At 36.8% G+C, this 14,896-nt stretch carries 9 protein-coding genes; 6 read left to right on the top strand and 3 right to left on the bottom strand.

Going from position 1 to position 14,896, the window contains the following annotated elements; translation table 11 throughout:
• Positions 1-60: 60 nt before the first annotated feature.
• Together H5120_RS15455 and H5120_RS15450 are read right to left on the bottom strand one after the other, a co-directional pair.
• Entirely contained in the window at positions 61-2,145 is a 2,085-nt protein-coding gene (locus H5120_RS15455; RefSeq protein WP_182675434.1) for a bifunctional diguanylate cyclase/phosphodiesterase, read from the bottom strand.
• 180 nt (positions 2,146-2,325) lie between these two features.
• Complete coding sequence (locus H5120_RS15450) at positions 2,326-4,113, bottom strand: M61 family metallopeptidase (protein WP_182675433.1); 1,788 nt, start codon at positions 4,111-4,113, stop codon at positions 2,326-2,328.
• A gap of 204 nt (positions 4,114-4,317) precedes the next feature.
• Between H5120_RS15450 and H5120_RS15445 the strand changes: the two genes are divergently transcribed.
• The 6 genes from H5120_RS15445 to H5120_RS15420 all read left to right on the top strand — a co-directional run bounded on the left by H5120_RS15445 (position 4,318) and on the right by H5120_RS15420 (position 11,410).
• On the top strand, positions 4,318-5,853 hold the full coding sequence (locus H5120_RS15445) for a GGDEF domain-containing protein (protein WP_182675432.1): 1,536 nt from the start codon (positions 4,318-4,320) through the stop codon (positions 5,851-5,853).
• A 62-nt stretch (positions 5,854-5,915) separates the two neighbouring features.
• Positions 5,916-7,259, top strand: a complete 1,344-nt coding sequence (ppnN, locus tag H5120_RS15440; RefSeq protein ID WP_182672392.1) for a nucleotide 5'-monophosphate nucleosidase PpnN — start codon at positions 5,916-5,918, stop codon at positions 7,257-7,259.
• A 10-nt stretch (positions 7,260-7,269) separates the two neighbouring features.
• Positions 7,270-8,043 carry a flap endonuclease Xni gene (gene xni, locus H5120_RS15435; RefSeq protein WP_182675431.1) on the top strand — a complete coding sequence of 258 codons (774 nt, stop codon included), beginning with the start codon at positions 7,270-7,272 and terminating at the stop codon, positions 8,041-8,043.
• A 69-nt stretch (positions 8,044-8,112) separates the two neighbouring features.
• Positions 8,113-8,496 carry a DUF3192 domain-containing protein gene (locus tag H5120_RS15430; protein ID WP_182672401.1) on the top strand — a complete coding sequence of 128 codons (384 nt, stop codon included), beginning with the start codon at positions 8,113-8,115 and terminating at the stop codon, positions 8,494-8,496.
• Positions 8,497-8,507: 11 nt separating this feature from the next.
• The gene (locus H5120_RS15425) at positions 8,508-10,196 is read left to right on the top strand and encodes a hypothetical protein (RefSeq protein WP_182675430.1); all 1,689 of its coding nucleotides are present in this window, start codon (positions 8,508-8,510) and stop codon (positions 10,194-10,196) included.
• 206 nt (positions 10,197-10,402) lie between these two features.
• A complete protein-coding gene (locus H5120_RS15420; RefSeq protein WP_039487666.1) occupies positions 10,403-11,410 on the top strand; it encodes an isocitrate dehydrogenase in 1,008 nt (335 codons plus the stop codon).
• Between the two features lie 70 nt (positions 11,411-11,480).
• On the opposite strand, the gene H5120_RS15415 is transcribed toward H5120_RS15420, so the two are convergent.
• Complete coding sequence (locus tag H5120_RS15415) at positions 11,481-14,495, bottom strand: immune inhibitor A domain-containing protein (protein WP_182675429.1); 3,015 nt, start codon at positions 14,493-14,495, stop codon at positions 11,481-11,483.
• Positions 14,496-14,896: the final 401 nt, after the last annotated feature.

Genomic DNA, 14,896 nt, shown 5'->3' with positions numbered 1-14,896 from the left:
ACTCGTCAGTAGCTAATTAGGTCAATAGCCGTGTAACTATTTGTTACAATATAACGTTTTTTACATAGCATTTTGTGAAAATTTAATAAATTCTTTAGCTGGAATCGGTTTGCTAAAGTAAAAGCCTTGCATAAAATCACAACCCAATGCGTTCAACAAAGTATGCTGCTCTTTTGTTTCTACACCTTCGGCTACCACTGTCAGTCCTAAGCTGTGCGACATGGCAATAATTGCCTTTACGAGATTACGGTCTTCATTATTTAGTACAATACCATCAATAAAACTTCTATCTATTTTGAGTACATTAAAAGGATATTCTCTTAAATAACTTAATGACGAATAACCCGTACCAAAGTCATCCATTGATAAGTTAATGCCTAATGCTGTTATTTCAGTCAATATATCAACAACATTAGTGTGGCAACTCATCAATACTCCCTCAGTTATTTCAAGCTCTAAATGTTCGGGGTTTACGTTTGCTTCACTTAGTGAGTTTTGAATAAAGCTGAGTAATCCCACGTCTCTAAATTGGCGAGGTGATAAGTTAACGGCAATAGTGTATTGCTGTTTTCGTTTACAAGTATTTTGCCATGTGTTTAAAAAATCTAATGCTTGGCTAATTACAAACTTGCCAATGGGTACAATTAATCCTGTATTTTCGGCAATAGGTATAAATTCATCGGGTGTTACATTACCTAGCACAGGGTTATGCCAGCGTAATAACGCTTCTGCGCCAATGATGTGTTTATTTTTGGCGTCAAATTGGGGTTGGTAGTATAACTCGAATTCATTACGTTCAAGGGCGCCACGCATCTGCTCTTCTATTACGAGTCGGCGCTGAATAATTACATTCATCTTTTTAGTAAAAAATGAATAAGTATTACGACCATATGATTTTGCTTGATACATTGCAGTGTCAGCGTTTCTTAATAAATCAGCAACGGTTGTACCATTTTCTGGGTATATGGCTACACCAATACTTGCTGTTAGTATGTGTTCTCGGCCTTCAATTTTAAAAGGGGCCCTAAAATTATTGAGCAGTTTTTCAGTGATTTTTAGCGCAGCATGATGATCAGTTATACCTCGTAATAATACGATAAACTCATCTCCACCTAGGCGCCCTACCGTGTCTTCTTTTCGTAGTGCATCTTGTAGCCTTTGCGCTGATTCAATTAAAAGTTTGTCTCCTGTTTCATGGCCTAAAGAATCATTTATTTTTTTAAAATCATCTAAATCTAAAAACAGTACCGCAGCTTTTTCGTTATTTCTTTTTGCTTCAATAAGTAATTGCGACAAACGATCTAGTGCTAAAAAACGATTTGGAAGCGAAGTTAAACTATCGTAATACGCTTGATGTCTAATTAGTTCATCTGATTTATGCTGTTCTGTAATATCTCGAATAATAACCATTAACTGGTTATGTTCTGTTATTTTATTTATTCTTGCTTCAAAATAAACGAGCCCATGGGGCAAGGTCAACTCGTAATTAAAGCTCATCATCTGCTCTTTTTCTAATACGAGGCTGATATAAGTTTCAAATTTTTTGGCTACATCTTGAGGGAGTACATCCCCCATTTTTTTACCAATAAACAGCTTTGGCTTGGTATAAAGGTCGGTCTCATTACTGGCATGATACTCAATAATAGTTCCATCATTTTCCATCAAGAAAAATAAGTCAGGAATTGCCCCAAAAATAGTTTTTAGCATATGCTCATTAAATGACGCATCTGCCTGTGCCTTTTTAACCTCAGATAAATCAATATCAATACAGTACATTTGCTTTGTATTATATTGATTTGTAAACATAACATGGCTAGAAAAAACGGATACATCATTTCCATTCTTGTCTTGTAAAATAATTTCAGATGCTGGAATTTCTATGTCTTTTTCTACCCAGTCACTATGCGCATTAATAACTAACTCACACATTGGCTCTGGAATTATAAGGTCTTCTATTTTTTGCCCTATGGCTTCTTCTTTGGTATATCCATAAAGTCGCTCACTGCCTTCATTCCAATAAATAACACGACGCTCATTGTCATAACCTTGAACAGAAATAACATTTACCGCATCAAATAACTGATGCAAATAGTCGTTAATTACAAATTGATGGGTTAAGTTTGAAGTCGGGTTATCTAATTTCATTTTAAGGCTATATCCATAAATAATTTTATTTAATAATAGGAAAATACTAAATAATAATTAAATTTAATTTTAATATTAAATCTCCATGTACATTTTATACGTCATTATGCAAAACAAAAAAAGAGCCGAAGCTCTTTTTTAATAATCGTTAACTATATTTAAATGCTATAAAAACTGAATTTATTTTTTTGTCACATCATTTGGATGTTCCACGCCAATCCATGCTTTAAATAGTGCTTTTTGCTCAGGCGTTGCCTCTTTATCAGCAACTACTTTTTTAGGCTTATCAAAATCTTCTGATAATACTAATGTTAAGCTTTCAAGAGCATCGCGACGAAGATAGTCAATGGTTACTTTATCGCCCGCCTTAAACGTCTCTAGGCTGGTTTTTAAATCTTTACCTACATGATGTTTGTTTATAGCAACAATTTTATCATTGGTAGTTAAACCCGCTTTCCACGCACTGCCACCACGGCGTACATAACTTAACGTCAGTAACTCGCCCGTATTTTTAGCGGTAGCGTCAATACTTGCAAGCGCTTTTGCTTTTTCAGGCCGCTCAAATTTTAAACCTACTTTAGTAAGTAAGTCGTCAAAGTTAATACTTGCAGGCGACTCAACATTTTCTTGCCACCAACTTGAATAATCACGTCCTGTTAAATCTTTTAAAATATTAAGTACATCTGTATCTGTAAATCCAGCGGGCATTTTATGATTGTTATAAAGTGCTTTGTGTACGTCGCGGTAGCTTATTTTACCTTGGCTTTTTTCAAGTAGGTCGATATCTAAGGCAAGTGAAAGTAACGAACCTTCTGAGTAAATATTAGTGCTGTAGTTACGTGCGTGATCGCCACCTTGATTAATCCATTTATCAAAGCTTGTTTCGCTTGCGCTTTGTACTTCACGGCCCGGTGTTTGCAAATGACGATTAATTGTTTTACTCATCACTTTAAAAAATTCATCCGTTGTTTGAATGCCTGAGCGCACTAATAAATGATCTTCAAAATAACTTGTTGAACCCTCTGCAATCCAAAGCAGTTTAGAGTAATTCATATTAGTGTAATCGTATGGCACTAAACCTTGAGGGCGATATGCTTTTACATTCCATGTATGAATAAATTCGTGTGCGGCTGTGCTAATAAAACCTAAGTAATCTTCGCGACTACCAAATCGGTCACGTGGACGTTGAATAATTGTTGAATTTAGATGCTCTGTTGCACCACCAGCACCTGATGTTGCATGCACCATAAATACATAACGTTCATACGGGTAGTCATCCCAAATTACATTACCCGTGGCAACTAATTTTTTAAGATCTGTAAGCATTAGATCTACATCGTAGTTACCATCGCCCCAAACAACTAAGTCGTATTCACGCCCTTCTACTTCAAATGTGTGTAGTTGGTTAATACCCGTTTCGATTGGTGAATCAACAAGTACGTCGTAATCGGCAGCTTTAAATGAGTTTTTGCCTTTTAAATTGTCCATACCCGATACAGAACGCCACTTTTTAGGTACGTCTAAATTAACGGTTACAGGCTCTTGTCGAAACGAGTCACTGAACATAAAAAAGCCTGACGCATCTATAAATGCGTGGCTGTCGTCAATGTGGCGAGCACGTTTACCAAGCTCATTTGCATACACTTGGTAGTCAACATTAACTTCTGTAGGTTCATTAAGATGTACACGCCATGTACTGTGATCTATTTTTTCCCATTTTAGTTCTTTGCCATCTTCATCTTTGGCTTTGAAGTAGCGAATGCCATTTGCAAGGTTTAACATTTCGTAGCGACCCGTGCGCCACGCAGGAAGTTTTATATCAAGGTGTGCTTGCGCTGTTTTTGGAAATTCAACACTTACATCACCTAAATGATGCTGTGGCTGCGAAATTTCTAAAGAATAATTTACATCGGCAAATACAGGTGCAGAACATGCAGCTAAAATTGAAAGGGCTAATAACTTTTTCATAGAGACTCTTAGTGGAAACTTAATTGCTTACAAGACTAACAAGCCCCTATTTAAAAGTGAATTAAATACGATAAATGACCCTATATACGAGTTTATAAGTAGTAGCTTATTAAAATTTCTAAGTTTTTTACTAGATAACTACACATAATAAAAATTTGTTGTAAACTGAAGATAATGAAATTAATTTGATGGCGGTATGCTTAGGTGTCACAAAGATCTAACGCAACAGATAAAAAGCTAAAACAAGCAATTGATGCGCGTATGGCTGTTGAGAGTGCTCGTAAACATCAAGTAGATGTTCTATGTGACTTTACAGCTAAACTATCGTTGAGCTGTAAAGGACTAGATATCGAGTTAGATAATCGCCTCGCCAAATTTAGAAGTGCGCTTAATAAAGGCATGAGTTTTGAAAACCTTGCTCCCCTTATTAGTGAAACTTTAGTCCTACTTAAAAACCAAGAATCGATTCAACAAGCTCAGCAACGTAATTTATTCAACAGTGTTCAAAGTGCCGGTAAACAATTACAAAAAACTAAAGGTTTACCTGACGATACCCGTAGAACTCTAAGAAATTTACTCGATCACGAGATTAATAACGTTCATTCAACTCATGGTTACATTCCGCTACTTGATCAACTTATTAGCTTTTATCATGAAGCGTTGCTTACCAAACAAGACCCTCAAGTTGATCAGCAGCGCCCAGTAAAACAGGCGCGTGCAAAAAAACTACTTGAGCTCGCAAATGAACTTATACTTGAAGAAGAAGCTACGCTACAAATTAATAATATAAAAAATAATATTACAGAAAGTGACTCAATCGATACATTACTTGATGTTGCAATTAGTATTATTGATGTAGTGGTTAAAAATATAAGTAAAGAGCGTAAATCCGCGCAAAGCTTTTTAGTTTCATTAAATCAAACCCTCGAAGATCTTCATAACTCTATCGTCTCAACTAGCAAGCACTCTGAGTCTATGGAGGTTGAGTTTGACTCACTTAATAAAAGCATTGAACTAAAAATAAAAAATCTTAATGAGCAAACGCAAAAAGCTACATCAATCTCATCTTTAAAAGAACTCGTAGATAACGAATTAAAATCAATAAGCGAAGATTTTATAGCAAAAGAAAAGTTAGAACGAAAAGACAGAGAAATGCTTAGCGCTAGCTTTAATGAAATAAATACTCGAATTGTTACTTTAGAAGATAAGTTAACAACGTATAAAAAACGCTTAAATGAACAGCGCTTTAAAAGCTTACTAGATGGGCTTACAAAACTGCCTAACCGGGCTGCATTTGACGAACGTTACAATCACGAAATGCATTTGTTTAATGTGCAGCCATCAGATGTTACGCTTGCAGTTATTGATGTTGACCACTTTAAATCTATTAATGATAGATTTGGCCACACCGCAGGTGATATTACCTTACAAGTTATATCAAAAGCGTTGCAAAAATCAGTAAGAAAGTCTGATTTTATAGCGCGTTATGGCGGTGAAGAATTTGTACTATTAATGCCAGGTGTGTCGCTTGAAAACGCAACCCTACCCCTGGATAAAGTAAGAAAGGTAATTAAAAATATACCTTTTAAATTTAGAGAAAAACAAATTGAGATCACTATTTCGGTAGGTGCAACTCAATTTAAAAAAGGCGATACCCTATTAAAGGCATTTGATAGAGCTGATGATGCACTTTACGAAGCCAAAAATTCAGGGCGAGATAGACTTTGTACCAGTAAATAATGTCATAGCTATTATAACTTTTATGACAAGTAGTTTTACGATTTAGTAGTAGGAGCACGTCTATGTTAATACAGTTAAACCCAACTGGGGTTTTAGATTTACTGTCGCAATTAGAAGTTGATTTATTAGAGCAATCGTCTGCTAGTGAGCGTTATAAATTATTTAGAAACTGCGTACTTGCAGTCCTCAATGTAGGTAGCCATACCGACGACAGTAACGATATATACGACAAATACAAAGATTTTGATATTCGTTTAGTAAGCCGCGAACGAGGTATTAAAATTGAGCTTGAAAACCCACCCGAAACCGCATTTGTTGATGGCGAAATAATTACAGGTATTCACGAACATATATTTTCTGTTATTCGTGATATTTTGTTTATTTGTCAAAAATACGAAAAAGATTTAAAAGAGCAAAAAGCCATAACCCATATGGTGTTCGATATGCTCAGAAATGCAGGTGCACTGCGTGTTAAAAGCGAGCCTAACATGGTTGTTTGCTGGGGCGGACATTCAATAAACGAGGTTGAATATAAGTACACAAAACAAGTAGGTTACGAACTTGGTTTACGTGGATTAAATATTTGTACCGGTTGTGGTCCTGGTGCCATGAAAGGCCCAATGAAAGGCGCAACTATTGGCCACGCAAAGCAACGTAACACCGATAATCGCTACTTAGGTTTAACAGAGCCAAGCATTATTGCTGCCGAGCCACCAAATCCTATTGTAAACGAACTCGTTATTTTACCTGATATTGAAAAACGCCTTGAAGCTTTTATTAGAACAGCTCACGCAATTATCATTTTTCCTGGTGGCGCAGGTACTGCTGAAGAGTTGTTATATTTATTAGGCATATTGTTGCACCCAGATAATACTAAGCAATGTTTACCTGTTATTTTAACTGGCCCCAAACAAAGCGAGGCGTACTTTAAAGAGCTATGCGAGTTCGTTGAAATGACACTTGGTAAGGAAGCCTTGGATAAGTTTGAAGTAATTATTGATAATCCTGAATTAGTCGGTCAAAAACTAAAGTCATCGATGGCTAATGTTCGTGATTACCGTAAAAGTGAAGGTGATGCCTACTACTTTAACTGGACATTAAAAATAGATAACGACTTTCAACAACCTTTTGCACCAACACATGAAAATATGGCAAGTCTAGATTTACACCTTGATCAGCCTAAACAGCTACTCGCGGCTAATTTGCGTAGAGCTTTCTCTGGTATTGTTGCTGGTAATGTAAAAGACGAAGGCGTTAGAGCCATTAAACTAAACGGTCCATACATTTTAAGTGGCGAACCTGCCCTTATGACAAATATGGATAAATTATTACAGGCATTTGTTCTTCAAGGTCGCATGAAGCTCCCTGGTAGTAAATATGTTCCATGTTACAAAATAAAAGCATGAGTTTTATAGTTTGAAACCCCATTTACTTCTTATTGATGCGCTTAATTTAATTAGGCGCATTTACGCCGTTGACGCGAATCAAAAACATCATAGCGACGAGCAAATGATACAAACGTGCTGTGCACGTGTAGCCCACGCCTGTAAAAAGCTTTTAGATACGAGTAATGCAACCCATGCCATTGCTGTGTTCGATGGTGACAAAAGCTGGCGTTATCATTTTTATAAAGACTACAAACACTCACGCGCGCCAATGCCCCAAGTATTAAAAGATGCTCTATTGCATTTTAAAGCCGCAATTGAAGAAACAGGTATTGTAGTATTTGAGCCTATTAACGATGAAGCTGATGATATTATTGCGACGCTTGCCTTTAAGGCATCAAATAATCAAATAACGAGCACTGTTGTTTCTACTGATAAAGGCTTTTTACCTTATATTAGCCCTTACATTACAGTTTACGATTACTTTAAAAAGCTCTATCTAGATGAGACAAGTATAAAAGAGCGTTTTGGTGTTGAGCAAAATAAACTCGTTGATTTTTGGGCATTAGCGGGCGATAAAACAAATGATATTCCGGGAGTTAAAGGAATAGGTACTAAATCTGCGCAGCAAATAGTTAATAACTATAACTCAATTGAACAAGCAGCCGAAGATGAGTCTCTAAGCCCGAGTATTAAAGCAAAGTTAGCCGCTAATATGGATATGTACGTAATTTCAAAGCACTTGGTTAGTTTACGCACCGATATAAATTTAGGTTTTAGTTTAAAGCAGTTAAGACTTAATTAGTCGCAAGTTAATAGCCTCTAAACATTACAAAACGTATACTGATATTAGTTACCGGAGTCAGAGTAAGCCATATTGAAAAAATTTATCCGATATTTAATTTTAGGTTTAGGGCTATATGCACTGATAGCTGCATTGGTGATTACCTTTTATAAAGACGATCCTCAAGCTATGATTTGGCAAGACCGAGAGGCTTTCAATAAACGTTACATCGAAAAACTATCACTTGAGAAGCCAACAACACTAAATAGTGTTCTTGATTACTTAGGCAGCCCCGATCTTACTTATGCCAAACGAGATGGTGAACAAGTATTTCAGATAGTTTTTTATCGTACACAACATAAAACATCTGACGGTATTACCACTATGGATGAATGTACTGGCCTATTATTTAAAAATGGGCAGCTGTTTTTATGGGGCCCGAGTGCATACAATAAATACCAAGAACAAAATTAGGTGAAGGTTTAATGGATGAAGCTGTTTCAACTACCTTAGAGCAGCTGCTTAATAATACGCAGCTGTTTTTAAGTTATTATAACAATAAACAAAAATGGACAGCTCTATATCCAATGGCAAGTAAGCTAGCTGAGCAATATAGAGTGCTCTACAGCAAACAGCCACTCGCATTACAATCCCGATTAACGCTTTATAATCCAAGTTATTCTTATGCAACAAATTTAGTTGTTAGTCAGAGCGTCATAACTGCCGCACTGTGTAAGTCTCAAAATTATAATAGTGCCTTAAGTGAGCTATACATAGCCGCTACTCTCATTGAACATTTATGTGTTGGAGCGCAATTAAACAAGCTTTGCGAGCAAACACCTTTTCAAGATTCTGATAAAAAAATTTGGAAAATGCGTCATCAGTTAGCAGCAAAAGTAATGTTAGCTAGTGGCGATTCAGCCAAACCTGTTACGCAGTTACTAGCTAAATTAAATAAATATAAACAAGCATTGGTAAGTGCTCCTAAAATAATGCTTTACGATGGGGGCATAACGCTGATTGCTCTAGCAAATATTATTAGCATGAACATTACGAGCAATACGGCTAATAAACATATTAGCTTATATAAAGCACTTACCGATTTGTACATTCGCACACCTAACTTGTTCGCACTGCAATTAATTAAATCACTAATAGCGCATTTAGGGCCATTATTACCGGGAAGCCGCGTTTTATACGCTGAGCAAACCATGATTTATTTAGCAACTGATGCACAACAACGGCATGTTTTAATTAGTACAGAAAATCCAAATAAATTAACCTGGTACAGAGTAAAAGCAACGCTTAACGAAAATCCAAAACAATGGCATTGCACTGATAAAACCATTAGCTTTAAAGTATTTAACAGTGAACATGTAAAACCACAAAGTGAGCTTGAGGTTGATAAGGCACAATCTTTACTTGAGCTAATAAGTAATATTAAGTTACAGCACGAATACAGCTATAAAGGATTAAGCCTGCTGATGGCGCCTCACCCTCTCGTAATTGCTAATTTATGCGAGGCAGTAAAACCATATAATAAAGAACATCAGCCCGCAAAAGACTTAAAACATAGTTTATCTATGGTCGGTTATTATAATGCACCTGCAATAATTCAACGGGTTGTTTTTGAACAATTAGTTAATGTTACCCCACATCCATTGCAAGCCTACGTGACTAACAGATTAAATGGATTAGTAAAAATAATGGCTTTATTGGTTAGTAAAAATGATCACGACCAGTTTGAGCACATCACTTTACCTTTATACGCTTACGCCCATTTTTTATTAACGCAGTGCGGGACACAGCTTTCTCGTAAAACGCTGATTGACGACACACCAAATAAAACATTGAGTGCCCCTATTTGCTCATTTTTTGGGGTAAGTTCAATTAACACCGAACAACTAACACAACAGCTTACTCATTTATTGAGTGATAACCCATGGTCAGCAGCACTCTTAGAAGCAGAGCAAACACCTAAAAAGCACTTAACTGAGGCCCATAAACTTTGGATCACACTTAAGGTTGTTGCTCAAAATGTGTTTAAACCAGAACTTTCGCTAACTCCGTGGCAGCAGCAAACGTTAAATGAACAGCTAAAAATACTCAAGTGGCATAACCAAGCTGATTTTTATCAACAATTAGAATCTCTTGAGTTGTTTAATAGTATTTAGTTTATTAGGCGCTATTTTATGTCTTTATACCCATTATAACTTTCGTGTATACCCAGTATTTTTTGTATAAACTAGCAAAATGGGTGATAAATTGGTATAAATGCGCCCTTAAATTTTCAAGCACGTTCACATAAATGTTCTAACAAGCGGTTACTCTCTCAGAGTAATAATTTATGTGCAAATCAAACTCTTTAAAGGAAAAGTCAATGGCCAAACAAACCATCACAGTGATCAAAGGCGACGGCATCGGTCCGAGCATTATCGACTCAGCACTTGAAATATTAAAAGCCGCAGGTTGCGACTTTGATTATGAATTTGTTGATGCTGGCCTTGCTGCACTTGAAAAAACTGGTGAGTTATTACCGCAAGAAACAGTTGATACAATTGCTAAAAACAAAATCACTCTTAAAGGCCCATTAACTACGCCTGTAGGTGAAGGTTTTACATCTATTAACGTAACACTTCGTAAGCAATTCGGTTTATACGCTAACGTACGTCCAGTTAAATCATTTGTTGGTACTAAAGCACGTTACGACGATATTGATATCATTACTATTCGTGAAAACACGCAAGGTATGTACTCAGGTGCTGGCCAAGTAGTAAGTGAAGACGGTAATGAAGCAGAAGCAAAATCGATAATTACGCGTGAAGGCGCAGAAAAAATCGTAACTTTTGCATACGAGCTAGCGGTACGCGAAGGTCGTAAAAAAGTAACTGCAGTTCATAAAGCTAACATTTTAAAATCAACATCTGGTTTGTTTTTAAAAGTAGCACGTGAAGTAGCTGAGCGTTACCCACAAATTGAATCAAATGAAATGATTGTTGATGCAACATGTATGAAGCTGGTAATGACACCTGAAGAGTTTGACGTAATTGTTACGACTAACTTATTTGGTGATATTTTATCTGACCTTTGTGCTGGTTTAGTTGGCGGTTTAGGTATGGCACCTGGTGCTAACATTGGTGAAGATGCAGCAATTTTTGAAGCTGTACACGGTAGCGCGCCTGATATTGCTGGCAAAAACTTAGCTAACCCAACATCTGTAATTTTAGCATCTATACAAATGCTTGAGCATTTAAATATGGGCGATACTGCAGAGCGTATTCGTAGTGCTGTTGCTGATGTAATTAAATCAGGTGACCGTACTACTCGCGATTTAGGTGGCAGCCACGGTACAACTGATTTCACTCAATCAGTAATTGACCGTTTATAATTAATATTTGTTATTAATTTAAATAGCCCGCTAATTTAGCGGGCTTTTTTATGTTTGCTAACTGCGTTTACTACCTAATGTATTTATGCAAGTTAGTATTAAACCTAAATAAACTTAACAGTAGTAATCCTAATAAACCCGCCAGTGATCCGCCACTTGAACCCGAACTACTTTGTTGTTTTTGTACAGTAGCAGATAACTCTTGAGTAAAAGTATCATTGGTTTGAGTATCAGTAACATTCAACGTTACGTTATAAGTCCCGTCAGCTTGATAAGTATGCCTTGGGTTTTGTAAATTTGATAACGCACTGCCATCACCAAAATCCCAACTGTAAGTGTAACTATTAAAGCCGCCGGTTACTTGGGCATTAAATTGTGCGCTTAAATCACTAACTGTAGCGTTTGCGTTTATGCTAAGCGGAACATTAGCAGTTACATCAATCGCTTTTGATTGTTCAGTGCCGTCGTCATCTGTCACTGTAAGCGTTACTTGGTAATCGCCAGAGTACAAATAATTATACGTAAGCGATTGAGTCGCTAAAGTACTTCCATCTCCTAGCTGCCAATTATAAGTATACGGTGCAACTCCACCTGTAAGCGATACCTCAGCTGTTAAAGTTCCTTGGTTTATTTCATATTCAATTTCACTTACAGTTAATGGTTCAACTAATGTAACTTGTGCTACAGCTACTTGCTGTGAAGTGCCATTATCTGCCATAAACTCAACGTTATAAGTGCCATAGTCTTGGTATTCATGAGTAGGCGTTAACTCTGTGCTGGAGCTCCCGTCGTCAAAACTCCACGTAAATTTGTCCGCTGGAGTAAGTGCAAAACCTTCTACACTAAAATTAACGGTTAAACCGTTTTTAGTAAAATTAATTCCCTTAGTAACATCGTAAGTAAGCTCTACTTCTATATCTTCACTGTCTGTTGACTGGCTTATAATACTAAACCCAAAACCAACCTGTGGAAGCACAACACCCGATGGTTTTTGCGCTGCAAAGCTATAATCGGTTTTATCAGTAAACCCGGTGATAGCTGATAAATCATCATCACCTAACCCTGCCCTTTGTTGATATAGACTAAAAGCAGCATCACGTATTTGAATTGCTGAAGCTGCCGGAGTTTGCGTACTACCTTTATTTATTGATCGCTGATCGGCATCTACCACTAATGCAAAACCACTGCCTGGATGCTCGGTAGTATTATTATCTGCTTGAGATTCATTGCTGTACCACAATAATAACCCCGGTGAGTACTGCTCTGCTTGCAAACTACTGTCAACGCCTGTGTATGAACGCAGTTGTAAATAGTAATGTGATGGCGATGCATATGTGTAACTACCAACTTTTTCAAAGCCATTAAACACAGTGTTAACTTGATCTTGTGCATTATTTTGCCAAATTAAAGTATCACTTTGCTCAATGCGCATATCATCAACAACAAAACCATAATAATGTGTGTTCGCATCTGTTATGTATTCAATTTTTAAATCAATTGTTTGCCCAGCATAAGCTGATAAATCAAACTTATGGGTCAAATAGCCGTTAGGTTGCTTAGCATCACTATTAAGAAATGAATCACCTGAGATATACGGACCAATATCACCGTAGTATGGATTAAGCGCTTGCGTATAATTACTCGCGATTGGCTCGCCATCTACTTTTACTTGAACTAAATCGTAATCGCGCTCAATACTGTAATAAGCAATAAAGCTTAAAGTAAGTGTCTCAGTTGTGCTTGGTAGCGCTATTGTATTAGCTAAGCTGTTGCTAATATTGTCGCCCGTATTTGAATAGTATTGAAAATCACCTTCTACTGGAGCCCTAAATTTTTCGAGCCTTGGTGGTAGTGATATTTTTATTTGATTTTGCTGTTGTGAAGTACTCGCAGTATTAATTAATGTTTGCTGTGAGTTAGCCTCTATCTCATCCATATCAAGCGTAAGCTGGTTAACCCAGTTACCCTGGTACCGCTTTTGTAAATATTCAAGCGCATAAGGGCTAAACATAACTGGCTCTGAGCCTCTTGGCGAACCAGCCCAACTTCCTGTCGACATAACTGACCAAGACGCGACAGGCTCACCTACCGTGTTAGATTGTAAGTCGTATTCATCTAATAATCCTAAATCATGCCCAAATTCATGCACAACCACACCAATCCCGGCATCAATAGGGTTAATGGTATAACCAAAGAGCTTAATGTTGCTGCCTGCAATCTCGCTCGGCCCGCTATTTTCATCAAATACATAGTAGCGGTGCGACCAAATAGCATCGGTGCTTAGGTAACCGCCACCCGCTTCTTCGCCAATACTTGAATGAAATACCATTACATGGTCAATAATGCCATTAGGTTCATTAAGGATACCGTCGCCATCAATATCATCTAAATCAGTTAAGTCATAATCCGCTAAATTAATATTAAACTTTGCAACTGCTTTCTCCACAGCCTCTTTAATTAAAGCGGACGCATTTATATCCCGTGTACTGCCTTGGCGCTCACCATATATTTTTGCATTGCTATTAGCGGTTACCCAGCCATATACCTGCCCGCTAAAGTTTAAGCTATTTCCCGAAGCCGCTTTATAATAATCAGCAGCCGTTTTTAAGCTTTGTCCATCAGGGCCTGTATAACCTTGAGTATTAAAAAGCATTTGCTGATAGTGCTCAGTTGAATAATCAGCGTAAAACATATCGGTGTCTTGCTCTACAAGTTGATTGTCGTCATGTTTAAGATCAGGAAAATCAATTAAAATAGCTAACACTTTCACATCATTAACGCTTTGATCTGGCACTAGCGACGTTGAAAAAGTGACCTGTTGTTTATTTGTATTTGAAAAAACGTTGGAAGAGGATTTAAATAGCCTAAAGCCGTTTTTAATAGAGTGATTGGCAACGTCTTTGTTACTCATATATAACTTAAATGAACTATCTAACTCACTTGAAGATATTTGGTCTCTTTTTTTAAGCCAATATAAAATACGCTCTTCGTTAGTTATACCAACATCATGCGGACTTAAGTTATTAGCCGCCACCATAGGGCTTAATAGCGTAGTTAAAAGCGCAATTAACGTCACTTTTTTCACTGTGTTTTCCTCAAACATAATTATGTAGCAATCATACCTAATAATAGAAATTTAAACATGCGATAAAAACATATAGTTAACATATGCAATTAAAGCTAATGGTCTCTCACACTCTTTTATATCTATAATCGAACTTACAATCTAAAATGCATAATTTCTGCCAGTAAACTCAATTAAACATAGGTTTTCTGCAGGTTTAAATTAAAAAAAGCCACAAAACGAATTTAAAATGCAAAAAACAGCTTTCAAGGTTGACATGAAGGCTTAAAACCCTTAAAAATAAACCTATACAAAATCTTTAATTTAAAAGCAGTGTTTTGCTAAGTAGAGTAAAAACTATGAACACACACATTAATCTTTTAGTCGTACTCGTACTGGTCTTAGTTATAAGCCCAGCGGGG

This window comes from Pseudoalteromonas sp. SR43-2, assembly GCF_014163885.1.
GTDB lineage: Bacteria > Pseudomonadota > Gammaproteobacteria > Enterobacterales > Alteromonadaceae > Pseudoalteromonas > Pseudoalteromonas distincta.
Note: the sequence above shows the minus strand (reverse complement) of the source record. Positions and strands in the feature narration are given on the sequence as shown.

What these genes read in the sequence shown, in the direction of transcription:
- H5120_RS15420 (WP_039487666.1), top strand. Translation starts at nt 10,403, where the DNA reads ATGGCCAAACAAACCATCACAGTGATCAAAGGCGACGGCATCGGTCCG.
- H5120_RS15455 (WP_182675434.1), bottom strand. Translation starts at nt 2,145, where the DNA reads ATGAAATTAGATAACCCGACTTCAAACTTAACCCATCAATTTGTAATT.
- H5120_RS15450 (WP_182675433.1), bottom strand. Translation starts at nt 4,113, where the DNA reads ATGAAAAAGTTATTAGCCCTTTCAATTTTAGCTGCATGTTCTGCACCT.
- ppnN (WP_182672392.1), top strand. Translation starts at nt 5,916, where the DNA reads ATGTTAATACAGTTAAACCCAACTGGGGTTTTAGATTTACTGTCGCAA.
- H5120_RS15425 (WP_182675430.1), top strand. Translation starts at nt 8,508, where the DNA reads ATGGATGAAGCTGTTTCAACTACCTTAGAGCAGCTGCTTAATAATACG.